Annotated in this window: 25 protein-coding genes; 17 read left to right on the forward strand and 8 right to left on the reverse strand. The window is 61.3% G+C overall.

Translation table 11 applies throughout. The annotated features are described in order from the left end of the window. Positions 1 to 21: 21 nt before the first annotated feature. Positions 22 to 807: a pyrroline-5-carboxylate reductase family protein gene (locus K3177_RS15545; RefSeq protein WP_345725405.1), complete on the reverse strand. Its 786-nt coding sequence runs from the start codon at positions 805 to 807 to the stop codon at positions 22 to 24. A 210-nt stretch (positions 808 to 1017) separates the two neighbouring features. Here K3177_RS15545 and proB point away from each other — a divergent pair, with 210 nt between their 5' ends. From proB to K3177_RS10965, 6 genes are all read left to right on the forward strand, one after another. Further along, the gene (proB, locus tag K3177_RS10940; RefSeq protein ID WP_221598285.1) at positions 1018 to 2187 is read left to right on the forward strand and encodes a glutamate 5-kinase; all 1170 of its coding nucleotides are present in this window, start codon (positions 1018 to 1020) and stop codon (positions 2185 to 2187) included. Between the two features lie 103 nt (positions 2188 to 2290). Continuing rightward, positions 2291 to 3070, forward strand: a complete 780-nt coding sequence (locus K3177_RS10945; protein WP_221598521.1) for an outer membrane protein assembly factor BamD — start codon at positions 2291 to 2293, stop codon at positions 3068 to 3070. Positions 3071 to 3354: 284 nt separating this feature from the next. Then, complete coding sequence (recN, locus tag K3177_RS10950) at positions 3355 to 5019, forward strand: DNA repair protein RecN (protein ID WP_221598286.1); 1665 nt, start codon at positions 3355 to 3357, stop codon at positions 5017 to 5019. A 48-nt stretch (positions 5020 to 5067) separates the two neighbouring features. Then, the gene (gene ligA / locus K3177_RS10955) at positions 5068 to 7128 is read left to right on the forward strand and encodes an NAD-dependent DNA ligase LigA (protein ID WP_221598287.1); all 2061 of its coding nucleotides are present in this window, start codon (positions 5068 to 5070) and stop codon (positions 7126 to 7128) included. Next, complete coding sequence (locus tag K3177_RS10960) at positions 7129 to 7620, forward strand: CinA family protein (protein WP_221598288.1); 492 nt, start codon at positions 7129 to 7131, stop codon at positions 7618 to 7620. It begins immediately after the preceding gene. A gap of 36 nt (positions 7621 to 7656) precedes the next feature. Then, on the forward strand, positions 7657 to 8790 hold the full coding sequence (locus K3177_RS10965) for a serine hydrolase (protein ID WP_345725390.1): 1134 nt from the start codon (positions 7657 to 7659) through the stop codon (positions 8788 to 8790). A gap of 8 nt (positions 8791 to 8798) precedes the next feature. Here K3177_RS10965 and K3177_RS10970 read toward each other — a convergent pair whose 3' ends face one another. The 4 genes from K3177_RS10970 to K3177_RS10985 form a co-directional block, all read right to left on the reverse strand. Then, on the reverse strand, positions 8799 to 9482 hold the full coding sequence (locus K3177_RS10970; protein ID WP_345725391.1) for a DUF2459 domain-containing protein: 684 nt from the start codon (positions 9480 to 9482) through the stop codon (positions 8799 to 8801). Next, positions 9479 to 10384 carry a 50S ribosomal protein L11 methyltransferase gene (locus K3177_RS10975; RefSeq protein WP_345725392.1) on the reverse strand — a complete coding sequence of 302 codons (906 nt, stop codon included), beginning with the start codon at positions 10382 to 10384 and terminating at the stop codon, positions 9479 to 9481. Before K3177_RS10975 ends, K3177_RS10970 begins: the two co-directional genes overlap by 4 nt. Next, positions 10377 to 11225 (reverse strand): subclass B3 metallo-beta-lactamase, encoded by an 849-nt coding sequence (gene bla, locus K3177_RS10980; RefSeq protein ID WP_247714459.1) that lies wholly within the window; start codon positions 11223 to 11225, stop codon positions 10377 to 10379. The genes K3177_RS10975 and bla overlap by 8 nt, the downstream gene beginning before the upstream one ends. 61 nt (positions 11226 to 11286) lie before the next feature. Further along, complete coding sequence (locus K3177_RS10985) at positions 11287 to 11997, reverse strand: SDR family NAD(P)-dependent oxidoreductase (protein WP_221598291.1); 711 nt, start codon at positions 11995 to 11997, stop codon at positions 11287 to 11289. Between the two features lie 99 nt (positions 11998 to 12096). Here K3177_RS10985 and sdhC point away from each other — a divergent pair, with 99 nt between their 5' ends. Genes sdhC through K3177_RS11010 form a run of 5 tightly spaced genes read left to right on the forward strand, consistent with a single transcriptional unit; the run spans position 12097 to position 16890 of the window. After that, entirely contained in the window at positions 12097 to 12477 is a 381-nt protein-coding gene (gene sdhC / locus K3177_RS10990; RefSeq protein ID WP_221598292.1) for a succinate dehydrogenase, cytochrome b556 subunit, read from the forward strand. 12 nt (positions 12478 to 12489) lie between these two features. Further along, positions 12490 to 12876: a succinate dehydrogenase, hydrophobic membrane anchor protein gene (sdhD, locus tag K3177_RS10995; RefSeq protein ID WP_196846000.1), complete on the forward strand. Its 387-nt coding sequence runs from the start codon at positions 12490 to 12492 to the stop codon at positions 12874 to 12876. After that, complete coding sequence (sdhA, locus tag K3177_RS11000) at positions 12876 to 14705, forward strand: succinate dehydrogenase flavoprotein subunit (RefSeq protein ID WP_221598293.1); 1830 nt, start codon at positions 12876 to 12878, stop codon at positions 14703 to 14705. The genes sdhD and sdhA overlap by 1 nt, the downstream gene beginning before the upstream one ends. Next, positions 14705 to 16018 (forward strand): M20/M25/M40 family metallo-hydrolase, encoded by a 1314-nt coding sequence (locus K3177_RS11005; RefSeq protein ID WP_221598294.1) that lies wholly within the window; start codon positions 14705 to 14707, stop codon positions 16016 to 16018. The genes sdhA and K3177_RS11005 overlap by 1 nt, the downstream gene beginning before the upstream one ends. 8 nt (positions 16019 to 16026) lie before the next feature. Then, positions 16027 to 16890: a glycoside hydrolase gene (locus K3177_RS11010; protein ID WP_221598295.1), complete on the forward strand. Its 864-nt coding sequence runs from the start codon at positions 16027 to 16029 to the stop codon at positions 16888 to 16890. Here K3177_RS11010 and K3177_RS11015 read toward each other — a convergent pair. After that, on the reverse strand, positions 16887 to 17501 hold the full coding sequence (locus tag K3177_RS11015; RefSeq protein WP_247714429.1) for a peptidylprolyl isomerase: 615 nt from the start codon (positions 17499 to 17501) through the stop codon (positions 16887 to 16889). The genes K3177_RS11010 and K3177_RS11015 overlap by 4 nt on opposite strands. A 58-nt stretch (positions 17502 to 17559) precedes the next feature. Beyond that, positions 17560 to 18120 (reverse strand): ATP-dependent Clp protease proteolytic subunit, encoded by a 561-nt coding sequence (locus K3177_RS11020; protein WP_103023687.1) that lies wholly within the window; start codon positions 18118 to 18120, stop codon positions 17560 to 17562. A 149-nt stretch (positions 18121 to 18269) separates the two neighbouring features. On the opposite strand from K3177_RS11020, the gene K3177_RS11025 reads away from it, so the two are divergent. Next, entirely contained in the window at positions 18270 to 18656 is a 387-nt protein-coding gene (locus K3177_RS11025; protein WP_221598296.1) for a BlaI/MecI/CopY family transcriptional regulator, read from the forward strand. Then, positions 18653 to 20344: a M56 family metallopeptidase gene (locus K3177_RS11030; RefSeq protein WP_221598297.1), complete on the forward strand. Its 1692-nt coding sequence runs from the start codon at positions 18653 to 18655 to the stop codon at positions 20342 to 20344. Before K3177_RS11025 ends, K3177_RS11030 begins: the two co-directional genes overlap by 4 nt. Positions 20345 to 20412: 68 nt before the next feature. Here the strand turns inward: K3177_RS11030 and ypfJ are convergent, their stop codons facing one another. Then, positions 20413 to 21264, reverse strand: a complete 852-nt coding sequence (gene ypfJ, locus K3177_RS11035; RefSeq protein WP_221598298.1) for a KPN_02809 family neutral zinc metallopeptidase — start codon at positions 21262 to 21264, stop codon at positions 20413 to 20415. 87 nt (positions 21265 to 21351) lie between these two features. Here ypfJ and K3177_RS11040 point away from each other — a divergent pair, with 87 nt between their 5' ends. The 4 genes from K3177_RS11040 (at position 21352) to K3177_RS11055 (ending at position 25164) form a co-directional block, all read left to right on the forward strand. Beyond that, complete coding sequence (locus tag K3177_RS11040; protein ID WP_221598299.1) at positions 21352 to 22107, forward strand: 3-hydroxybutyrate dehydrogenase; 756 nt, start codon at positions 21352 to 21354, stop codon at positions 22105 to 22107. A 6-nt stretch (positions 22108 to 22113) separates the two neighbouring features. Next, positions 22114 to 22455 (forward strand): hypothetical protein, encoded by a 342-nt coding sequence (locus tag K3177_RS11045; RefSeq protein ID WP_221598300.1) that lies wholly within the window; start codon positions 22114 to 22116, stop codon positions 22453 to 22455. 69 nt (positions 22456 to 22524) lie between these two features. After that, positions 22525 to 23988, forward strand: coding sequence for an IMP dehydrogenase (guaB, locus tag K3177_RS11050; protein ID WP_221598301.1), 1464 nt, complete (start codon positions 22525 to 22527; stop codon positions 23986 to 23988). Positions 23989 to 23991: 3 nt separating this feature from the next. Then, positions 23992 to 25164 (forward strand): RsmB/NOP family class I SAM-dependent RNA methyltransferase, encoded by a 1173-nt coding sequence (locus K3177_RS11055; protein WP_221598302.1) that lies wholly within the window; start codon positions 23992 to 23994, stop codon positions 25162 to 25164. Positions 25165 to 25190: the final 26 nt, after the last annotated feature.

The raw sequence follows: 25190 nt of genomic DNA on the forward strand, positions 1-25190 counted from the left end.
CGGAACGGGAGGCGCTGAGGGTCAGCGCAACTCTACCGCCCGGTCGTAAGCTGCCTGCAACGTATCATGGAGGCGGGTGGAAAGGCCACCATCGCCATTGAGCGCATCAAGGCCGGCGGCAGTCGTTCCGGCCTTGCTGGTGACGGAATTGCGCAGTTCTTCCAGGCTTGGGGCGCCCGGTTCGCTGGCCATTGCGATCGCGCCGCCAATGGTGCCGAGAACCATTTCGCGCGCTTCGTCTTCGGTAAAGCCCTGTTTCATGGCGGCTTCCGCATAGGCGCGGGCAATTTCGAACACATAGCCGGGGCCCGAGCCTGCAACGGCGGTCACCCGGTCCAGCTTGTCTTCGCTATCGACCGTCACGGTCGACCCGGCTCGGCTCATGAAATCCTGCGCATGGGCAAGGTGGTCATCGCTTGCGTGCGGGCCGGGGCAAATTCCACTGACCCCGCGACCGATTGCAGCGGGCAGATTGGGCATCGTGCGAATGACGGGTGCATCGCCCATGAGCTTTGACAGGCGTGCGGCCGAATAGCCTGCAGCAATCGATAACACGTAACCGCCGGCGGCCAGGTTGCTCACGTAATCTGCCAGAATGTCGTCAATCAACTGCGGCTTTACAGCGGCAATGATGCAATCGAACTGGTCATCCGCGATTTCCGAACGATCTGTGACAAGCGCGACACCGTCGGGAACGTCGCTGCCGGCGGGGTCCACCACCGTGATGGCTTCGGGGCCGTTGACCCATTGGGACAGTAAAGCGGAACCCATTTTCCCGCAGCCGACAATGCAAACTGTTTTTGTAATGTCTAAATTCCGTTTCCGAGCGTCACGGCTCTATTTAAATGTGTCTTATACTTTGTGTTCGTGCCGAATTATTTGACCGTTAGGCGGCTAAACTGGAGAATACCTATTTATCAGCGACGTATGGATATTTTCAAAAATCCGGTTGTGCGCCGCACCATTACGATCTATATTCTTTTCAGAAAATTTCAAGGCTGCGCAATATTTGGGAACATGACTAAAAAACCTACCATTGTCGTCAAAATCGGTTCGGCCCTTCTTGCCAACCAGGAACTCCTCACGCCGCGTTATGGTTTCCTCCAGCGCCTGCTGGAAGATATCGCACAATTGCGGGCGCAGGGTAGCAACGTCATTCTCTGCTCCTCCGGGTCGGTGGCGTTGGGTCTGCGTATTATCGGTGAAACGCCCGAAAGCGCCGGTGTTTCCGACAAACAGGCGGCTGCCGCCTGTGGAATGCCCTTGCTGCTCAACGCCTATAAGCAGGTGGGGCACGAATTCGGTTTCGATATCGCACAGGTCCTGTTGACCCTGGGCGATTTCGAGGACCACCGCCGCTTCCTCAACACGCGCAACACCGTGCATCGCCTGCTTGAATCCGATGTCGTTCCGATCGTGAACGAGAACGATTCGATCACCACCGAAGAAATTCGCGTGGGCGACAACGACCGGCTGGCAGCGAAGGTCGCGCAGATGGTCGGGGCTGACGATTTCGTCATCCTGACCGGTGTCGATGGTCTGTATGACCGAAATCCCGACGATCCCGAGGCGCAGTTCGTGCCCGAGGTCGAGGACGTGAGCATGTATATGGACGCGACCAAGGGCAAGAGCACGCTTGGCACCGGCGGCATGGAAACGAAACTGCTAGCCGCCAATATGGCGCAGGAGGCAGGCGTCACCACCTGGATCGCGCAGGGCGAGGTGGACCATCCGGTTTCCGAAGTGCTCAATGGATCGCGCCGGTCGACCAAGATCCTGCCGCATCCCAACCCGTTGTCCGGCTGGGACAGCTGGATCGCCAACCGACTGCAAATGGCGGGTAGCATCGTGATTTCGGATGCGATCGCCGCGGCGTTGAGTGGGGATCGGCCGATTCGCCGGCAGGATGTCATCTCGATGACCGGCGATTTCACCCGCGGCGATGTGCTGCATATCTACGACAGCAAGGGTATCGAGCGTGCACGCGGATTGAGCGATTTCACGTCGGAAGAATTGCGTGTGCTGACCAACAACCCCGACACTCAGGCCGAACAGCTTCTGGGCTATCGCACCAAGGGCGAAGTCATCCGGAGTGCCAATCTGGTAATGCTGGAGCATCGCCACCTGCTGTGGGACGCACCGGAAGAAATTGCGCGCCGGGATTGGGACCAGCCTGCCGTTGGATGACGATAGTGGCTGCTGCCGGGGGACAGGGCTGCTAACTTCACTTGGCGTTCATGGGGGCGGTGGCTATAGGCTGCTACCCATGACGAACCAGACCCGTTCCACGATGAAGCTCATTCTCGGCACCGCGCTTGCAGGCGCGTCTCTGATGACCGCGGCCTGCGCCGGCCGCAGCAGCGGCCCAGCCGATACTTCCTATGTCGCTCGCGACGTGGAATCGCTTTATGGCGAGGCAAAGCGGCGGCTCGACAGTGGCCAGGCGACTCTTGCGGCGGCCCTGTTTGACGAGGTCGAACGCCAGCATCCCTATTCGCCATGGGCCCGCCGGGCACAGCTGATGAGCTCGTTCAGCTATTATGTCGCCAAGGATTACAACAAGGCGATCCAGTCGGCGCAGCGTTTCCTCCAGATCCATCCGGGTAACAAGGATGCGCCGTACGCCTTCTATCTGATCGCGCTGAGCTACTACGAACAGATCAGCGATGTGCAGCGCGATCAGAAGGTGACCGAACAGGCGCTGACGGCGCTGCAGGAAATCGATCGTCGGTTCCCTAATTCCGATTATGCGTCCGATGCACGTCTCAAGATCGACCTCGTGCGCGACCATCTCGCGGGCAAGGAAATGGAAATCGGCCGCCATTACGAACGGGCTGGCCGCTGGATTGCCGCACAGATCCGCTTCCAGAACGTGGTCGACAATTACCAGACTACGAGCCACGCGCCCGAAGCGCTGTACCGTCTTACGGAAACCAGCCTCGCGCTGGGTATTCCGGACGAAGCGGTGAAGTATGCGGCGGTGCTGGGTGCCAACTACCCGGGCACGGAATGGTACGACAAGGCGTATGATCTGGTGCAGGATCACGCAGCAGGCGTGACGCCGAGCTGAGCCATTCGGCCGAGCCGGGCTTTCGGTTTTGGGGCTCTTCGGTTCGTAACTCGGCTTCGCTTTGATCTTGTGGGGCCGCACGCGAATGCGGCCATCATTCCTCGCTCGATAAAAGTGCGCGATCGGCCCGGCCGTACAAGCCGTTCCAACCGGCAGGATCGCTCACCAGTGGCAAGCAGGGCAAAAGCTCATGCGCCGTTTACATCGGTCAGGCATCAAAAGGGTGTCGATTGGCGTGCGTGCCCTGCTGACTCGGCCCGCGGCAGCCGCTAGGAGGTGCCTGCATGCTGACCCGGCTATCCATCCGCAACATCGTCCTGATCGAAGCGCTCGATCTCGCCTTCGGTCGGGGATTGGGCGTGCTGACGGGCGAAACCGGGGCAGGCAAGTCGATCCTGCTCGACGCGCTTGGTCTGGTGCTGGGCAATCGCGCGGATAGCGGGTTGGTTCGGGGCGGAGAGGACAAGGCCAGCGTTTCGGCCAGTTTCGAATTCAACAGCCTGCCGGGCGGTCTGGTGCAATTGCTGGACGATGCCGACATCGAACTTGAGGAAGGTGAGCCGCTGATCGTGCGTCGCCAGATCAAGGCGGATGGGAAGAGCAAAGCCTTCGTCAACGATCAGTCGGCCAGTGTCGGCCTGCTGAGGGAAATGGCCGGGTATCTCGTCGAACTGCACGGCCAGCATGACGATCGCGGCCTTGTGAACCCTCGCGGTCACCGGGCCCTGCTGGACCGGTTCGCGGGTGGAGATGCCGGGCGTGTGGCAGCGGCATGGTCGAAATGGCGCACCACCGAAGACGCACTGGCCGAGGCGCGCGAGGCGGTCGATACCGCGAAGGCCGATCAGGACCTCCTGCTGGCCCATCTTGCCGAACTGACGGCGCTCGAACCGCAGGCTGGCGAAGAAGCGCGGCTGGCCGAAACGCGCGCGGACATGCAGAAAGGCGAGAAGCTGTCAGGCGATCTCGAGGAATTGCGGCACATCTGGGAGGGGTCGGATTCACCCCTCGCGGCTTTGCGTGTAGCCGCGCGGCGGCTCGACCGGATAGCCCCCGAACACCCGCTGCTTACAGAAGCGCTCGGTGCGCTGGACCGTGCGGTGATCGAAGCGGGTGAAGCAGAAGACAAGCTCTCCGCCGCCGCGGAAGCACTGGTTCACGATCCTGCTGCGCTTGACGCAGCGGAAACCCGTTTGTTCGAATTGCGTGCAATCGCACGAAAACATCGCTGCGAGGTGGATGAACTGCCCGCCAAGATGCGCGAGATGCGCAGCCGGCTGGAAAGCATCGAAGGCGGGGAAGCGCAGCTGTATGCGCTGGAGGCTGCGGCAAAGGACGCGGGCCAGCGCTATCGCGCCGAGGCCGAGGCGCTGCATGCTACACGGGTTGCTGCAGCACTGCGGCTCGACGAGGCGGTGGCGCGTGAACTCGCTCCGCTCAAGCTCGATGCGGCGCGTTTCAAAACGGCGGTTACCGAGTTGCCAGAGGAGAGATGGGGGGCTGCGGGAATGGATTCCATCGAATTCCTGATTGCAACCAATCCGGGAGCTGATTTCGCGCCGCTCAACAAGATTGCCAGCGGCGGCGAATTGTCGCGCTTCATACTGGCGTTGAAGGTCGCGCTCGCGGAGCAGGGCGGCGCGGCCACGGTAATTTTCGACGAGATCGACCGCGGCGTAGGCGGCGCGGTTGCGAGTGCGATCGGCGAACGATTGGCGCGCCTTTCAGCCGATGGACAGCTACTTGCCGTGACGCATAGCCCGCAAGTCGCGGCGCGGGGGCGTACGCACTACATGATCGCAAAAAGCTCAAATGGCACCGTGACCAAGACCGGTGTCGCCCTGCTGGACGAAGCCGGACGCAAGGAAGAGATTGCACGGATGCTAAGCGGCGCAGAAGTAACCCCCGAGGCGCGGGCGCAAGCCGACCGTCTGCTGGAAGGGGTGTAAAATGCTGCCACTGCTGGCCTGCCTTTTTCAAGATGAGTATGTTTTCTGATGACGCCAGACCTCACCGAGGCCGATGCCGCAAACGAGTTGATGCGGCTGGCCAAGCAGATTGCGCATCATGATCGCCTCTACCATGCCGAGGACGCGCCTGAGATAACCGATCAGGAATACGATGCGCTGGTGCGGCGCAATGCCGAACTGGAGGCAGTATTTCCGCAGTTGGTGCGGGAGGATTCTCCGAGCCGAAAGGTCGGCCATGCCATCGCTTCCTCGCCGCTTTCCAAAGTAAAACATGAGGTTCGCATGATGAGCCTCGATAATGCCTTCAGTGCTGAAGAGGTTGAAGACTGGGTCGCGCGCGTTCGTCGATTCCTGTCGCTTGCGGACGACGCGCCGCTGGCGTTCACGGCGGAGGACAAGATCGACGGTCTGTCATGCTCGCTCCGTTATGAGAAAGGCGTTCTGGTTCGCGCGGCCACCCGCGGCGACGGTCAGGTGGGGGAAGATGTGACTCCCAATGTGGCCTTCATTCCAGACATTCCCCAATCGATTGCCGGCGAAGTACCCGACGTCTTCGAGGTGCGGGGCGAAGTCTACATGGCGAAGGCCGATTTCCTTGCCCTCAATGCGGCGCAGGAAGAAGCAGGCGGCAAGCTTTTCGCCAACCCGCGGAATGCCGCGGCCGGCTCGCTACGGCAAAAGGATGCTACCGTGACGGCAAAGCGCCCGCTGAAGTTCTGGGCGCATGGATGGGGCGCAGCGTCCGCTGTGCCGGGAGCGACGCAACAGCAAGTGGTCGACGCGTTACGCGAATGGGGTTTCCCGGTATCTGCGCTGTTTCGCCGCGTGGAGGATACGCAAGGACTACTGGGCAGTTATGATGCCATCGGCGAAGCGCGACCTGAACTTCCGTATGAAATCGATGGCGTCGTCTACAAGGTGGACCGGCTAGATTACCAGCAGCGGCTTGGCTTTGTTGCGAAAGCCCCGCGCTGGGCGCTGGCACATAAGTTTCCTGCCGAACGGGCGGAGACCACGCTGGAAAACATCGATATCCAGGTCGGACGCACGGGCAAGCTGACACCGGTCGGGCGTCTTGCGCCGGTATTGGTTGGCGGCGTGACGGTTACCAATGTCACGCTTCACAATCGCGACGAGATCGAACGCCTCGGCGTACGTCCCGGCGACCGCGTGGTCGTGCAGCGTGCAGGCGACGTTATTCCACAGCTTGTGGATAATCTGACCCGGGACGAAAAGCGCACACCGTTCAAATTTCCCGACCGCTGCCCCGAGTGTGGCAGCGAGGCGGTGGCGGAAGAAGGTGAAGTCGACGTGCGCTGCACCGGCGGCCTTATCTGTCCTGCGCAACGTACGGAAAGATTGAAACACTTTGTCAGTCGTGGGGCGCTCGACATCGACGGGCTGGGCGAAAAGACGATCGATCAGTTCTTTGCACTTGGCTGGCTGGAAAGCCCGGCCGACATCTTCCGGCTGAAAGACCGCCGCGCCGATATTCTAGCGCTCGACGGCTGGAAGGAGCGGTCTGTGGACAACCTGTTGGCTTCTGTGGAAGCCCGCAGGGAGCCCGATGCCGCGCGCCTGTTGTTTGGACTGGGAATTCGCCACGTCGGGTCGGTGACCGCGCGCGATCTGATGAAGAACTTTCACGAATTGCCCGCGCTGCGCAGCACGGCGGAGAAGGCTCATGCGGGTGATGAGGACGCGCTGGCTTCGCTCGTTTCCATCGATGGTATCGGCAGTGCGGTTGTCGAGGCGCTCGGCGATTTTTTCCATGAAGATCATAACAAGGCGGTGTGGGAAGATATACTCTCGCAAGTAGCGCCGCCTCGCTATGTCGTCGAAACCCGGGATAGTCCGGTCAACGGCAAGACGGTTGTCTTTACCGGGAAACTGGAAACCATGAGCCGGGATGAGGCAAAGGCACAGGCCGAACGTCTTGGAGCCAAGGCCAGCGGATCGGTCAGTGCAAAGACCGACCTGCTCGTGGCTGGCCCGGGCGCGGGCAGTAAGCTCAAAAAGGCCGCTGACCTTGGTATCGAAGTGATCGACGAGGCGGCGTGGGCCGACATCGTCAAGGCGGCCGAGTAGGTGCTGGCAGCTATCCAGCCTCGGGTGCTCCGCATAGCTGGACTGCTGCGCAAACGTGGCGAGAAAATCGCGGTCGCCGATGGCGCAACAGGCGGGTTGATCGCTGCGTCGATACTCACCGTTCCGGGGGCGCTCGATTTCTTCGTCGGGGGCGGGGTGGTGTATTCCTTTCGCGCGCGCGATGTGCTCTTCGATCTTCCGCGTGATGCCTATGACGGAATGCGCGGGACGAGCGAGGGCTACGCTCTGCTTCAGGCGCGCGCCATTCGGGACAATTTCGGAGCAGAGTGGGGCCTGGCCGAAAGCGGTTCGGTCGGCGGATCGAACCACCCAAGCGGCGCGCCGGCCGGGAGGAGCTGTTCCGCAGTGGCGGGGCCGGATGGTTTCGAGCTTGCGCGGGTAATCGAAACCGGAAGGGACGACCGGATCGCCAACATGGAAGCTTTTGCTACGGAGGCACTGATAACGCTGGAGGAAGCGTTAAATCGCTGATTCAGGAACAAGCTGTCAGCACTGCGTTGAACCGGGGTGAGCGCATCTTTCCGGTTTATCATCTTCGCCGTTCCCGTCATGCTACTGGCGCTGATCCTGGTGTGGACACCGCGCAGCCATCCGGAAGTCGATGGCGATCCGCTGGTCGAACAGGCGGCAGACGAGGTCCAACCGGCCCCGATGACACCTGAACAGCGCAAACTGGACCGAGAAATCAGCCGTATCGGTGGTACATTTCCCGGCCATGTAGGCATTGCCGTGCGCGACATTGCTGCACGCAGGACGCTTCATTTCAACGGCCTTCAGCTTTTCCCTCAGCAGAGCGTGAGCAAGCTCTGGGTCACGCTGACTGCTCTCGGCGAGGTCGATGCGGGGCAGCTCGAATTGACCGAGAAGGTCGAAATCCGTGATCCGGACCTGACCGTCTTCCACCAGCCGATCCGCGACATCGTTCGCCGGCGGGGTAGTTTTACGACCGATTATGCCGATCTGAGCGAACGGGCCATCACCCATAGTGACAATACTGCCAACGACCGCATCCTGCGCCGCGTCGGCGGGCCGGATGTGGTGCAGAAGTTCCTCGACGATCATGGACTGTCCAGCATCCGTTTCGGTACCGACGAACGGACGAAGCAGAGCGGCATTGCGGGGCTGACGTGGACGCAAGCCTATTCGAAGGGAGCTGCCTTTTTCGATGCGCGCGACCAGGTGCCGGACCAGAGGCGCAGCAATGCGTTCGAGGCCTATCTTGCCGATCCGATCGATGGTGCCCCGCCGGTTGTCATCGTCGAGGCGCTGGGCCGCCTGCACGAGGGAAAGCTACTTTCCGGCCCGTCTACAGCACTGCTTCTGGCCACGATGTCGCGCACGAAGAGCGGCCCTCAACGCCTCAAGGCCGGTGCACCGCAAGACTGGATCGTCCGCCACAAGACCGGGACGGGTCAAGTCTATGACGGGGAGCAGTCCGGATATAACGACATCGGGCTGTTCACATCGCCTGACGGGCGGACCTATGCCATTGCTGTTATGATCGCCCGCACGCGGGTGTCCATTCCGGAACGCATGGCGATGATGCAGGAGGTCGTGCGCGCGGTGGTGAACTACGATACGACAATCGCCGAGGATCGAGATGTGGATAGGCGTATGTCAGAAGAAGACGGGACTGCCTGAACCAATTGCTACCGCGAACCGGCCTGCAACGGTTCGGGTATCCATTTCATGACGCCACCTTCGAGCGGCGTCCATAGGCCCACGCGAATACCGGCGGTGGCCAAGGTGTCGCTGGTCCACTGGTTGCAGGTGTTGCCGAGGTGATAAGTGCCGGGCGCGTCGTAAAAAACGTCATTCCCGAAATACCCGTGATACATGGTGCGCTTGTCGGATGGTACGATCTGGCGTTCGACGGCGGCGACGAGCCGGGCATACTGTCTTGGAGAAATAACAAGCGGACGCAGATCCGCGCCGGGGGCCGGGCGCACATAATGGGCGACATGCAGCAGACTGTCGCCGCTGATGATCGCCCCTATGGCGGTGGACACGGTGATGTCGGCCCAGGTCGGCGTGTTGAGGAATACCTCGCGTTCCCCCCAACTCACCGAGACATGCGTATAGGGGCGCTGGGAATCGTCCACATCGCCGGCTGGAAAATCCGCTCGCCAGTCCTTTTGCGGTGTGACGAGCGGCATGACGATTGCGGTGTGAACACCGTTGGTTTCGATCATGATTTCGATACCGCTATCGGGTTCGGTCCAGCCCGAATTTCGTGGAATGGCGCTGCCGATCCATGCAGCCAGAAGAAACAGCACGAACAGGGTGATGAGCACGGCTAGTGCCCACGCGCCGACTCGCGCAGCGCGCTTCACCGGTGGCGACTTTTGCGCAGCCACAAGATCGACCAGTCACCATTCACCAACCGGCGACCAAGACGAAATCCGAGTTTGCGATAGGCGGTCCGCACGCGTGTTTCCTGCGTTTCGAGCAACCCTGCGAGCAGCAGATTGCCACCTGGAGTGACGGCGGAAGCGAAGGACGGCGCCAGTTCGACCAGCGGTCCGGCAAGGATATTGGCAATGAACAGGTCGTACGGGCCGCGCAGTTTGAGCAGCGGGTCGTCCATTCCGTCGGCGATGACCATGATCAGCTCGCCTGCGCGGTCGCCTTCGACAATGCCGTTCATCGCCATGTTGTCGCGCACGACGCCCGCGCAGACCGGATCGATATCCGATGCGGTGGCGGTTGCGCTTGGCCAGAGATGCATGGCAGCAAAGGCCAGCAACCCAGTGCCGGTACCGATATCGGCATGGTTGCGGGCGACCACGCCTTCGCGCTTCATCAGGTCGAGCATGGCGAGGCAGCCCGCGGTGGTCTGGTGCTGCCCGGTGCCGAAGGCCTGGCTGGCAGGAATGGCGAAATCCACCATACCCGCATCGGCGGGATGATCAGGCGTGCGGACATGGAAGCGGCCCGCGCGGATCGGCTCGACGCCTTTCTGGCTTTCGGTCACCCAGTCGGCTTCGGGCACCTTCTCGACTGTCAGGGTTGGTGCATCGCTATCGAACAAGGCGGCGACGCGTCTGAGCTCAGCCTTCTTCGGCTTATGTTCCAGATAGACCTCGACCGTCCATTTTTCAGGGCGATCATCTGCCACTTCCATGCCGGTGACGATCCATTCAGGCGGCCAGTCGATCGCGTCTTCGTGCGCGACCAATGCCGCCCTGGCGACATCCTTGGAAACTTCCGCAACGATCTTCCAGCTATCAGCCACCTGCACGTTCCTTGCTGAGGCGCTTGTCCAGTGCGGAAGTGAGAGCAGCAGCATAACGCTGACATTGACCCGGCGATCCGAGCGTGCCGTCGCGCAATTTCTCGATCAGGCTGCTGGCCGAGGGATGGGGTGTCAGCAATTCGTCGCAAGGCAATTGAGACACTTTGGAAATACTCGTGCGGAAAGCGGCAATGGTCTGCGGGTGGTCGCTGAAGCGGTAACTGTCCGCCGATACGGGTGAAAGGCTATCGACATAGGCAATGCGACGACAGGCGGGCGGCTCGTCATCGGAGGCGCAGGCGGTCCAGGTGTAACTCATGGCTCCAGGTGTGTGGCCCGGGGTGGCGTGGGCGGTAATGGCAATGTCGCCCAGCGTGAGGGTCTCTCCATCCTGGATGATGCGGGCGACTTTCACAGGCGCCATAGCCGGATGATCGGCATCCGCCTGTGGGTCCTCATCCGAAACCATCCCGCTTTCGAGAACCGGACCTGCGAGGGGCGAGGCGATAATCTGCGCACCGGTCGCCTTGGCGAGAATTGCATGCCCACCGACATGATCGAAATGTTCGTGGCTGGCGAGGATGTACCGAACATCTTCAGGATCCACGCCGATCCGACGCAGATTTGCGAGGATCAGTTCGCCACCTGCCTCGGTACCGCTATCGATGAGAACATGGCCTTGAGGGCTCGCAACAAGGATTGCGGCAATCCCGCAAGTGCCGACGTACCAGCTATCGCCGAGAATTCGGAAGGGCGGGGCCGCCTTATCCCACTCGTCCCAGTCTTCGCAGCTTTCATGAAACGAGGCGCCCGAGAGGTTGGCCGCCGCCAGGCTTGGCATCGACACGGTATCGGGCGGGGTGGTCGCAGCACATCCGGCAAGCAACAGCATTGATAGCAATCTAGCGAACATAACTGGCTCCGTTGGCGTCCAGTGTTGCCCCTGTCATGCTCGCAGGAGCATCAAGCGCGCAAAATGTTATGATCCGCGCCATTTCTTCGGGTTCGGCTACCCGGCCAAGAGGAATATCGGCAAGAAGGCCTGCACCGCCTCGGCTTTCGAGGTAATCGCCCGCCATTGCAGTATCCGTAAATCCGGGCGTGATGGCAAAGCTGAGGATGCCCTGATGTGCATATTGGCGGGCGATGGTCTTGTGCATGGCCAGCATCCCCCCCTTGCTCGCGGCGTAATGCCAGTGGGCAGGCGAATCTCCGCGATGGCCCGCTCGGCTCGCGACGTGAACGATGCGGCCGGGAAAGCCGCGTTCCTGCCAGTGCCTGACTGCAAACCGGCTCAATTGAGCCGAAGCGGTCAGGTTGATCCGCATGGTGTCCTCCCATGCGTCGAGCCATTCGATGTCCGAACGATCGAGCGGGTTCGGATCGAAAAGACCAGCATTGTTGATCAGGACGTCGATATCGCCGCCAGTCCTGGCGAGCGCGGCCTCCCACAATTCGTGCGGAGCACCCGGCTCGCAGAAATCTGCAGGGACGGTGTCGACAGCCTTGCTCGACGTCGCCTGACCGATAACCTTCGCACCGCGTGCTTCGAGCGATGCCTTGGCAGCGGCGCCGATGCCGCGGGAGGAACCTGTAAGGAGGATGGTAGTCATTACGCCGCTGTATCGAAGGGAAAGCCGCATTGCCATCCTTGCGCCACGCGTCAGCTTCGCTAAGGGAAGGCCTTCAAATTATCCAACCGGACGAGAATGATGGCCAACCGCCCGATCGCACCACATCTGCAAATCTGGAAATGGGGACCCCACATGGCGATCTCCATCCTCCATCGCGTAACCGGCGATGGTCTCGCCCTGGTCGGCCTGGCCGTCCTGCTCTGGTGGCTGGGCGCAATGGCAGCCGGTCCGGATGCGTACGCGACCTTCCAGACGGTCATGGGCTCGCCATTGGGTATGGTCGTGCTGGTCGGCCTTAGCTGGGCTTTCTTTTCCCACATGATGAGCGGCCTTCGCCATTTCGTCATGGACATCGGTGCCGGTTACGAACTCGGCACGAACAAGACGTGGTCCATTCTCGCGCCGCTGCTCGGCATTCTTCTCACGGCGGGCTTCTGGGCCCTCATTCTGCTTCGTTAAAGGGTAAGCCCCATGGGTAACGGAACCTCCATCGGACGCGTGCGCGGGCTGGGCTCGGCACACGAAGGCGCGCATCACTGGCTGCTGCAGCGCTTCACCGCGATCGGCAATCTGGTCCTCGCACTGTTTCTGGCGGTCAGCCTCGCGCTGCTGCCGAATTACAGCTTCGCCACCGTAACGGGCTGGGCATCGCAGACGCTGCCCGCCACGGCACTGGCGCTGCTCATCATCTCGGTCTTCTGGCACGCACGCATCGGCTTGCAGGTGCTGATCGAAGACTATGTCCACGACGCCGGAACCAAGTTCGGCGTCCTCGCCCTTCTCAACTTTGCAACCATCGGCGGCGGCGCGTTCGGTCTTGTTTCGATAGCACGCCTCGCCCTTGGAGGAGCCGCCTGATGGCTTTCAATCAGACTTTCAGCATCAACGGACGCGAATATCCGATCACCGATCACACGTATGACGTGGTCGTCGTGGGGGCGGGCGGTTCGGGCTTGCGCGCCACCATGGGTGCAGCCGAAAGTGGCCTCAAGACCGCGAACATCACCAAGGTCTTCCCGACGCGTTCGCACACGGTTGCCGCGCAAGGCGGCATCGCCGCCAGCCTGGGCAACAACACGCCCGACCACTGGCAGTGGCACATGTACGATACCGTCAAGGGTTCCGACTGGCTCGGCGATCAGGACGCGATCGAATACATGGTCCGCGAAGCACCGCAGGCGGTTTACGAGCTGGAGCACGCTGGTGTGCCCTTCAGTCGTAACGACGACGGCACGATCTATCAGCGCCCCTTCGGCGGGCACATGCAGAACATGGGCGAAGGCCCGCCGGTGCAGCGCACCTGCGCTGCGGCCGACCGCACCGGTCACGCCATGTTGCACGCGCTCTATCAGCAGAGCCTGAAGTACGACGCGGATTTCTTCATCGAATATTTCGCGCTCGACCTGATCATGAAAGATGGCGTCTGCGTTGGCGTGATCGCCATGTGCCTCGACGACGGGACGATCCATCGCTTCCGTTCGAAAGCCGTGGTTTTGGCAACCGGTGGTTATGGCCGCTGCTATTTTACTGCGACCTCCGCGCACACGTGCACCGGTGACGGTGGCGGCATGGTGCTTCGCGCTGGCTTGCCCTTGCAGGATATGGAATTCGTACAATTCCATCCCACAGGTATTTACGGTGCCGGCGTACTGATCACCGAAGGCGCACGCGGGGAGGGCGGTTATCTGACCAACTCCGAAGGTGAGCGGTTCATGGAACGCTACGCCCCGAGCGCGAAGGATCTGGCCTCGCGCGACGTCGTCAGCCGTTCGATGGCGCTCGAAATGCGTGAAGGCCGCGGTGTGGGCCCGGAAAAGGACCACATTTTCCTCCATCTCGACCATATCGATCCGACCGTCTTGGCCCAGCGCCTGCCTGGCATTACCGAAAGCGGAAAGATCTTCGCCGGTGTCGATCTGACCCGCGAACCGCTGCCGGTTACGCCCACCGTCCATTACAACATGGGCGGCATTCCCTGTAACTTCCACGGCGAAGTAATGGCGGGCGATACCAGCGATCCCGAGAAGATCGTCCCCGGTCTGTTTGCAGTGGGCGAAGCAGCCTGCGTGTCGGTGCACGGCGCCAACCGGCTCGGCTCGAACTCGCTGATCGATCTCGTCGTCTTTGGGCGTGCTACTGGCCATCGCCTGAAGGAACTGATCAAGCCGGGTACAAGCCACGACGAACTGCCGAACGACAGTGCCGATCTCGCCCTGTCTCGTCTCGACCATTTCCGTTATGCCGATGGCAGCACCCCGACCGCCAAGCTGCGTTCGGATATGCAGAAGTCGATGACTCGCCACGCGGCCGTTTTCCGCGACAGCAAGCTCCTGGCTGAAGGCGTCGAGGAACTGACGGCGATCAACAAGCGGATGGAAGACGTGAAGGTCTTCGACCGCTCGCTGATCTGGAACAGCGATCTGATCGAAACGCTCGAACTCGACAATCTCATGGCACAGGCGAACGTGACCATGGCGAGTGCGGAGAACCGCAAGGAAAGCCGCGGCGCGCACGCTCACGAAGACTACCCCGATCGCAACGATGCCGAATGGATGAAGCACACCATTGCCTGGTTCGACGGCTGGGGCGGCAATGGCGGCGGCGTGAAGATCGACTACCGTCCGGTCCACGAATACACGCTGACTGACGACGTGAAGTATATCGAACCGAAAAAGCGGGTTTATTGATGCGGGCGAGGGTGGTCGCATTCGCCGCGGGTGTCGCGGCGTTCGCCGCCGCCCCCGCTGCCGCGCAACTCCAGCCCGCAGAGCAAGCCATCGTTGCAACCGTCGAGGACGGGTTCGAAAGCGATGTGGCGCTGCTCGAAAAGATAACCTTGATCAATTCGGGTTCGCATAATCATGCGGGGGTGAAGGCTGTTGCCGATGCGCTCATCCCGGAGTTCGAAGCGCTTGGCGTCACGACCGAATGGATCGACCAATCGGCCAACGGGCGAGCGGGGCATCTCTTTGCGCGCCATGATGGTGCGGCAGGCACCACCAAAATGCTGCTTATCGGGCATCTGGATACCGTGTTCGAGCCCGATTCTCCGTTCACCGGCTTCGTTCGCGAGGGTGACACTGCGGTCGGCCCCGGCATTATGGACGACAAGGGCGGGATCGTCGTAATCATTGCCGCTCTTCGCGCTATGAAACAGGCCGGCACACTCGACGATGCCAATATCGTCGTCGCGCTGACAGGGGACGAGGAAGATGCCGGTGAACCGCTCGAAGCGGCGCGCAAGGATCTGGTCGAAGCGGGAAAATGGTCTGATGTAGCGCTCGGCTTCGAAGGCTTGTCGATCCGCGACGGCAAGGACATGGGCGTCATTGCGCGGCGATCATCCGGTGGCTGGACGCTGACCACCAGCGCGAGAAGCGGCCACAGTTCGGGGATTTTCTCGGAGTACGCAGGCTATGGCGCGATTTATGAAATGGCCCGTATTCTCGATACGTTTCGCAGGGAGCTGGCCGAGGAAGATCTGACCTACAATGTAGGCTTTATGGCCGGCGGGACACCGGCGCATTTATCCGACGACGGCCTTTCTGCCACCACCAGCGGCAAGACGAACATCATTCCCTCGACTGCGATCGCCCGCGGTGATCTGCGCGCTTTGACGCAGGAACAGAACGAGCGTGTCGCCGAGAGAATGCGTGCTATCGTTGCCGACCACCTCCCAGGAACCCAAGCGCAGATTGCCATCGATTTTCGCTACCCCCCGATGGCCCCGACCGATGGTAACCGTGCGTTGCTGGACAAGCTCAATCTGATCAACGCAGATTTGGGTCGCGAAGCGATGCAACCTTATCCCCCTTCGCTTCGCGGGGCCGCCGATATCAGCTTCGTTGCACCTTACACCGATGGGCTAGCGGGAATGGGACCGGCCGGCACCGGAAGCCACGCGGAAGGTGAGACGATCGAACTGCGCTCCATCATTCGTCAGGCACAGCGCACAGCCATTCTGATGAGCCGACTTTCTCAGGAACGTCCCGACGATTAGGCGTGGCAATGCGGATTCTCGCCACTATCGTTTCTGCGGCGCTGCTGACGGCCTGCGCAACGATCGCAGGCGCGCCGCCCGCGCGGCTTGCGGCGGATCCTTTCTACCGCAAGCACGTGGACGCGGCGGGCATACCTATCCTCTCCTCCGCCCGTGTCCCGGACGCGGCACTGTTCGCGGCACGCGACATGGTCCGCGGCATGCTCGCTCACCGGCCCGATCTCGCGGCATGGCTCGTTTCCAACGATTATCGCATCGCGCTCATTTCCCGCGACGAAGCGCTGCTTGATTTGCCGGAAAATGCGGACTGGACCAAGCCGGCCCGTGACGATCCGCGCCTGACGCGATGCGAACTGAAGCATTACGACGAACGGATCGGCTCGAAAACCGACAGGGAATATTGGGACGAACGGGCGCGGGGAATCGGGGGTGAACGCATGGTCGGGTCCGAAGAGGACGTCTTGGGCCTGCCGATAAGCCGCTATTGGGGCGAGACGATCTTCGTTCACGAATTTGCCCACAATGTACTGTTCGCGATCGAGGGTGCAGATCCGGGCCTTTATGAAAGGGTCACGGAAGCCTACGCAAATGCCTTGGCAAACGACCTGTGGTTTGAGGAATACACCACCACGACGATGCAGGAGTATTGGGCGGAAGGAACGCAGTTCTGGTTCAATTCGAACCGTCTCCAGGCCTTCGATGGACGCCGGATACTGAACGCTCGCGATCTGGCCGACTACGATCCGCAGCTCTATGCGGTCCTGTCCGAAGCTTACGGGGACAGCCAGGAACTTGGGTCAGACCCATTCTACATGCATCCCGCCCGAGTCCCTCCCGGGCCGCCTCCGGTAAACACCGCGGAGGTGTGCTAGTCGGGCTGGGTGGCTTCTACGCGGCGCATATCCACGATTTCGACAGGCTCTGCCAACAATTGCCCCTTCATCCAGCCCTCTCCCTTTTCTGGGTCGGGCGGCAACGCATGGATCGCCTGCACGACATCCATACCGTCTACAACATAACCGAAGACGGCGAAGCCCAGCTGAAGATTGGGATCGGAGGAGGTGGGATCGGCATCGAGACCCGTCTGGTCCTTTATCATGATCGAGAAGTCGCCCGTGGCCGTCCCGGGATCGTAGCGCGCCATGGATAGTGCGCCATTCGTGTGGCTCAGTCCCGTCTGGCTGGTCGGCTCATGTGCGATCGGATCGAGGACGCGATCAGGGTCCATCTGCGTGCCTCCCTGCAACAAGCCGTTGGGAGGTTCACCCCAATCGAGGTGCATGGCGCGGTAGAAATGCGTGCCGCCGAACCGATCCTCGTCCACATAGCGGAGGAAGTTTGCCGCGGTGACCGGCGCTCGCTCGGTCTCGATCGATACCGTAATGTCGCCCATCGTGGTCTCGATCAGGACGAGTTGCGTGGCATACTCACGGCTTTGTACCTCCGGCTCGCTTTGGGCGAAAACCGGAGAGGTAATCAGCAAAGCGGCGGCGGCAAGGGCGAATCGACGGATCGTGCCGTCAGCATGACATGGTGGCCTTTCAGATCACACCCGCAATAAGGCCGCGCTCCGCGGCTTCCTTGCATCCGATGTACCAATTGTCCGGCGCCTTGTCGCGGACCTCCTCGAACTCGACGTCGGCCCCGTCCACGATCGCGCGGAAACCCTGTTCCTCGATGGCGATCGAATGTTCGATTTCATTCAACGCTGCTTTGAGCTGAGCAATGCAGCTTTTCAGCGGCCCGTTCAGCTGGATCGTCTTCGCAATCTGGCGCTCGTGCAGAAGGAGCGAGGAATCTTCGGTCATGTAGCGGCATTCTACGGGAAATCCGGCCATGAATGTCGCGCCCGCGGAATAGACAGCGGATTTTCCGAGGAAATAGATCGTCCGACCGGCATTGCGGAGGAGGCGAACGTCGTCGGCCATCGTTCTCGCGATTTCCGGATTTCCGCCCAAGGTGGTGAGCGCAATCACGAGCAGGCCTTCCTTCGGTGCTGCGCTCAGCTGATCGCGGAATTCGGCATACATGGCCTCGTCGACACTTCCGACGAGGCGGAGTTGCGGCGCGGCAAGAATGGCATTTCGATCGTCGTCGTTCATCGGGTCCGGTTTCCTATTGGTCGAGTATTCTCCCCAGCGCACCGCGGGGAAGGTGGTTCCAGACCGATGATCACACGGAATCGAGTGTTTACATGCGTAATCGAAGTCGATATAAACTTCGCTAGCAATCGAACCAATGGGAGCAGGGAATGTCCAGGCGCAAGGCTACCGGTGAGCGGATCAGCGATGCCGAGCACGCCATTATGGAAGTGTTGTGGGACAAGAACCCCGTGTCCGCGACCGACGTCTGCGACGCAATTTGTGACGAACGCGACTGGTCGATCGCTACGGTTAAGACTTTGCTTAGTCGCCTGGTTCAGAAAGAGGCTGTCGGCACAGAACCCGACGGACGGAAATTTCTTTATCGCCCGCTGATCGAACGCTCCGATTATGTCGGAGGCGAAAGCCGTCGCCTTGTCGATCGACTATTCGGTGGCCGTGCAGCTCCATTGTTTGCGCAACTAGCGGAAAGCGAAGCGCTGACCGATGACGATCTTGCCGAAATCGAGGCGCTCTTGAGGGAGATGCGCAAATGACCGAGCTTGTTCGCGATTATTGGGAACTGTTCCTTTTCGACACGCTGTTATGGACCGGTGGTCTCATCGCGCTGGCGCTGCTCTTGCGCCGCCCTGTGGCAAAGCACCTTGGCGCGGGCGCGGCCTACGCCCTTTGGTTTCTGCCACTCGCGCGGCTGCTATTCCCTCCCGTGACCCTTCCGGCATGGATGCGGCCTGCCTCGTCCGAGAGCGGGGCACTGATAGAGCCTGTCCGGTCGGGGCTGGTTTCTGCACCCGGTGCGGATGTTGGCTTTTCCTACACCGAATTCGTCGCGCCGGCGATGCCGATGCCGGTGAGCTCTCCCATCGATTTCGTGGTTCCGTTGGTGATAGTATGGCTGGTCGGCGCGGCGATCTTCATGGGCCGTCGCTTCTGGCTCTACGGCGAATTGCGCCGGGAACTGCTCGTGGATGCGCGGCCGGTGGGCGAGGTGGACAATATCCGCCTCATCGAAACGCCTGCGATTTCAGGTCCCATGGCTTTCGGCGTGTTAGACAAAGTCGTAGCGCTTCCCGACGGCTTCATGGTCAGCCGCGAACGGCAGGTCCGCGATCTCGCTATCGCGCATGAAGTGGCCCACCATCGCGGACACGACATACTTGCAAACATGTTGATCCAGCCGCTGTTTGCGATGCACTGGTTCAATCCGCTCGGCTGGATGGGCTGGACGGCCATGCGCCGGGACCAAGAAGCGTTCTGCGACGCCCGCGTAGTCGCCAGCCGCAGCCGTGACGAACGGGCGGCCTATGCGGCGGTTATCGCTGACTATGCCCGCCGCTCAGGGCCTGCCCCGCGACCCGCTCTGGCTGCACCGATGGCCTGTCCGGTGCTCGGCGACAAATCGATCATTCATCGCCTGCGTAGTCTGCCGATGACGGACCATTCGCGCCGGCGCCGCCTGGTCGCACGCGGCACGGTCGCGGCTGCGCTGGTAGCTTTGCCGATGACTGCCAGCGTCTACTATTCCGAAGCCATTGCTGCGCCCTCCACCAAATCGCAGATTCCCGCTTCTCCGCTTTCGCCAACTGCACCTTCGGCGCCTCTGCCGCCGCAAGAGGTTGCGGCAGCCGAACCTGGCGATCGCACGGTTCGAATTGAGCGCGTGGATGACAACGGCAATGTGACCGAGCGGCGGACTGTGCGTTACGGCGATAGTGAATGGTCCGAAATGACCGCGGGCGACGAAGCGGATCACCAGGCAGGCATGGCAGAACATGAAGCGCGAATGGCCGAACTGGAAGCAGACCGTGCAGAGCGGAACAGCGAGCTGCAGGAGCGCCTGAGCGAGCAGCGCGAACTTCGGATTGAGGCCGCAGAGCTGGCTCGCGAGCGGGCAGCAGAAGCGCGCGCCAATTCCGAAATGCGGGTCGCAATGGCATCGGCCACCGCGGCAGGCGTGCAGGCTCGCGCAGTAGCTGCGCGTGCCCGTGCTTCGGCGCCGCGCGTCGTGAACCAGTGCCGCGGTTACGATGCGCCGGTTACATCGGTCACCGACGCTCAGGGCCGCACCACCATGTATGTTTGCGAAGAATATGGCGATCGCATTGCACTCAAGGCGCTGAAGGCTGCGCGGCAGGCACTCGCCATCGATCGCAACCTTTCCGATCGTCAGCGCGCAGAAGCGCTGCGTGAACTCGACGCCGAAATCTCCGGACTTTCGCGCTAGGTCGCCACAGGCGCGTATACGAAGGGCGCGGTCATTGTGCCGCGCCCTTTTCGGTTTTCGAAGTGCGGTCAGCCTACGTTCGTGATGCGATCGCAGGCCCGGTCATCGCCTTGCAGTCCCATGCGCAGCGCGTCGCTGCGTTGCTTGCTGGTGCCGTGGGTGAAATTTTCAGACGAAACCCGCCCGCCCGTCAGCCGATCGTCGCCGATGGCGGCCGCAGCGTTCATGCCTTCTTCGATATCGCCGGGTTCGATCAGGTTGCGGTTCTTCCCCGCCCATACACCCGCGTAACAATCTGCCTGCAATTCCATCAGCACCTGAAGCTGGTTCGCCCGGCGCGGGTTCTGCTGCTGAAGGCTGCGCATTTGATCGGAAATGCCCGTTATCGTCTGGATATGGTGGCCGTATTCGTGGGCGAGAACGTAATAGCGGGCAAAATCCCCGCCAGCGCCCAACTGCCGTTCCAGCGTGTCGTAGAAGCTCGTATCGATATAGATTGTCTGGTCTGCCGGGCAATAGAACGGGCCGACTGCCGAAGATGCATTTCCGCATCCTTTCGTACGGACGCCGCCGCCGCCGAACAGATCGAGCGTAGGCTCTTGGAAATCGTACCCCTGATCACGGAAGGTCTGGGACCACGTTGTGTTGAGCGATGTCAGGGCATTACAGGCTTCGGTCGCATACTCGCTGCTGGTGCAGACTTCCTGCTCATTGGTATTGGCCGGCCCCGCCTGCTGCTGGCCTTGCTGCACGCTCTCGACCATTCCTGCAGTCTGCATCGGATCCAGGCCGAAAACGAAATAGCCCAGCGCCGCGATGATGATCGTGCCGCAACCGATACCGCCCGCCTTGCCGCCGGGCATGCCTCCGCCGCTCGATCGGACATTGATATTGCCGGTATCGAAAGGATTGAGCCGCATCCGTTCCCCCTGTGCTGTCGGCTTTACAGCGCTCACTATGTGCGCGATGGCCTGAATCGATATTCCCTATAACGGCCGGAGGTTCAAATGTTTCTCGATGGTAAGCGCGCACTCGTCACCGGGTCGACCAGCGGCATCGGCCTCGCGATTGCACGGGCGCTCGCAGCCGAAGGCGCAAGCGTCGTACTTAACGGCTTCGGGGACGATAGCGAGATCGCGAAACTGTGCGACGAGCTGGGCGCAACTCACAGCGGAGCCGACCTGACCGACGTATCGCAGATCGAAGCGATGATGGAGGAAGCGGGCGGGGTCGACGTCCTCGTGAACAATGCCGGTATGCAGCATGTTGCACCGGTGGAAGATTTCCCGGTCGAAAAGTGGGATACGATCATCGCGCTGAACCTGACCGCCGCGTTCCATACCACGCGCCTCGCAATCCCGGGGATGAAGGCGAAGGGCTGGGGCCGTATCATCAACACGGCGAGCGCCCACTCCAAGGTCGCTAGCCCGTTCAAGAGCGCCTATATTGCAGCCAAACACGGGCTGGACGGCCTGACCAAGACAGTGGCGCTGGAAGTGGCGGAGCACGGCGTGACGGCCAATTGCATCAGCCCCGGCTATGTCTGGACGCCGCTCGTCGAGAACCAGATTCCGGACACGATGAAGGCGCGCGGCATGACACGCGAGCAGGTGATGAACGAGGTGCTCCTCGCCAAACAGCCGACCAAGAAATTCGTTCAACCGGCGGAAATCGGCGCGATGGCCGTGTTCCTTTGCCGTGACGAGGCGCAGAATGTGAACGGCGCCAACTGGAGCGTGGATGGCGGCTGGACGGCGGACTGACAGATCGTGTCTTTTTCATTCACCGCTTTTCTCGCCGCGGCTTTCGCGTGCCTCTTGGTCAGCCTGACTGCAATGGTGCTGGCGCTGCGCGAACCCGGGCTCGCACTGAAGCCGTTGTGGATGGTTCTCGCCTTCGTCGGGGTTGGAGGTGCGGTAACGGTCTGGTCGACGCCAGAGGAAGTGTACTGGTTCTTTGGAATCGCCTTGCCGACCGTGTCCTTCTCGACTGGTGACGGAAGCTGGGAACCAGTGTTGATCCGGTTTCTATTCCCTGTCGGAGCTTTGCTGGTGCTGGGGCGCCTGTACTGGCATCGCCGTAGCGGCTCGGCAGGGTGCCACTCCGCCTGAGCCACTAGCGCCCGCAACAAACCGTCGTTACATGGGCCGCCACATTTCCTCCGGCAGGCGATTCTCTACGTGGCACATCTCGACATTCCCCTCGGTCTTACTTTCGACGACGTACTTCTTGTACCGGCGGAGAGTGAGATCCTGCCATCCATGGCCAATACGACCACGTGGCTGACGCGCGAAATCGCATTGAATATCCCCGTCATCTCGTCCGCGATGGACACGGTGACGGAAGCCGACATGGCCATCGCCATGGCGCAATTGGGCGGGATCGGCGTTCTTCACCGCAATCTCGAGGTCGATGAACAGGCCGCAGCTGTTCGCGCGGTAAAGCGGTATGAAAGCGGCATGGTGGTCAATCCCATCACCATCCATCCGGATGCAACGCTGGGGCAGGCTCAGGAAATCATGGCCAAGCATCGCATCAGCGGGATCCCTGTCACTGATCGCAGCGGCAAGTTGGTCGGAATACTGACCAATCGCGACGTTCGTTTCGCGGAAAATCCGCGCCAGCCTGTCAGCGAACTGATGACCACCGAAAACCTCGCTACCGTGCCGCTCGGCACCAGCCAGGAAGAAGCGCGCAAGCTGCTTCATCAACGGCGCATCGAAAAGCTGCTCGTTGTGGACGATAACGGGCGCTGCGTTGGTCTGATCACAGTCAAGGATATCGAGAAGGCCGTGGCCTATCCCGATGCAACCAAGGATGCGACCGGGCGCCTACGCGTTGCCGCAGCCACGACTGTTGGCGACAAGGGTTTCGAACGGACCGAAGCGCTGATCGATGCCGAAGTGGACGTGGTCGTCATCGACACTGCCCACGGGCATAACCGCGATGTCGCTCGTTCGGTCGAGCGTGTGAAGAAGCTTTCCAACAGCGTACAGGTCATTGCCGGCAATATTGCCACGGGCGAAGCGGCCAAGGTGCTTGCCGGCGCAGGTGCCGATGCCGTGAAGGTGGGCATCGGCCCCGGCTCCATCTGCACCACGCGCGTCGTGGCCGGTGTTGGCGTACCCCAGCTGACCGCGATCATGGATTGCGTGGAAGAAGCCGAAAAGCTCGGTGTGCCTGCCATTGCCGATGGTGGCCTGCGCACCAGCGGCGATGCAGCGAAAGCGCTGGCCGCTGGTGCTTCGACGATCATGGTCGGATCGATGCTCGCCGGAACCGAAGAGGCCCCGGGCGAAACCTTCATTTATCAGGGGCGCAGTTACAAGAGCTATCGCGGCATGGGCAGCGTCGGTGCGATGGCGCGTGGCAGCGCCGATCGCTATTTCCAGGCGGACGTAAGCCAGCAGAAGCTGGTACCCGAAGGGATCGAAGGCCAGGTGCCCTACAAGGGTTCTGCAAGCGCTGTGATCCACCAGCTCGTCGGCGGAATAAAGGCGGCCATGGGTTATACCGGGAGCGCCTCGATCGAGGACTTGCGCAAGAATGCAAAATTCGTGCGCATTACCAATGCTGGCCTGACCGAGAGCCATGTCCACGACGTGGCCATCACCCGGGAAGCGCCGAACTATCCGACGCGATAGGCCATGACCCCCGCGGCACGGGTTCAGACTTCGATCGAGCTGCTCGACAGCATCATCGAAGCCGCGCGCAACAAAGGCGCGCCGGCCGATCGCATCCTTGCGGAATGGTTCCGCAACAATCGGTTCGCCGGATCGAAAGATCGCCGTGCCATCCGTGAACTGGTGTTTGCCGCTATCCGCGCCTGTGGCCCGATGCCGGTAAGCGGGCGATCCGCTATGCTGCGCCTCGGCGAGGTGGACGAGAATATTCCGGCTCTATTCGACGGATCGAACTACGGGCCCGCGGCCGTTCGCGACGGGGAAAGCGCAGCCCCGGGCGGGGTTGCTCCCGAATGGCTCGAACAGCGCTTGGCCGCATCCGATGTGACAGGTCAGGAAACAGATGCCCTGCTCGAACGCGCGCCTCTCGATCTGAGGGTCAATACGCTCAAGGCCGATCGCGCCACTCTGGAGCTTCCGGAACCTGCCAGTACCACCGCGGCGCCGAACGGGTTGCGGGTGGAACCGGGTACCCAGGTGGAACAGTGGTCGGCATTTCGCGATGGTGCGATCGAAGTACAGGATACGGGTTCGCAACTCGCCTGCATGGCGGTCGCGGCGCAGCCGGGCGAAACCGTCATTGATCTGTGCGCTGGCGGCGGCGGCAAAACGCTCGCCCTCGCTGCTGCGATGGATAATCTGGGCCGTCTCATCGCCTCGGATACGGACCGCAATCGCCTGTCTCGCCTTGCCCCGCGCGCCGAGCGGGCCGGGGCGACGAACATTCAGACGATCCTGCTAAATCCGGCGCAGGAACTTGACGCTTTTGCAGATTTCACAGGGCAGGCGGACGCGGTCCTGATCGATGCGCCGTGCTCGGGCACCGGCACCTGGCGGCGCAATCCCGAAGCCCGCTGGCGTCTCGATGAAAAGGAACTGGCCCGCCTTACCGACATCCAGTCCTACCTGCTCGATCTGGCGGTGAAACTCGTCAAGCCTGGCGGTCGGATCGTGTATGTCACTTGCTCCCTCCTGGACGAAGAGGGGGCGGGGCAGTTCGATGCCTTCCTTGGCCGCCACTCCGAACTTCGGGCGAAAGAGCTGCCTCTTCCTCTTGGTCGCCCCCGCGGGAAAGGAATACGCCTGTCTCCGTTTCATGATGGCACCGACGGTTTTTTCATCGCCTGTGCAGAATGAACATGTTAGCCATACCAATTATGGCT

It is taken from the genome of Qipengyuania pacifica (genome assembly GCF_019711555.1).
GTDB classification, from domain to species: Bacteria; Pseudomonadota; Alphaproteobacteria; order Sphingomonadales; family Sphingomonadaceae; genus Qipengyuania; species Qipengyuania pacifica.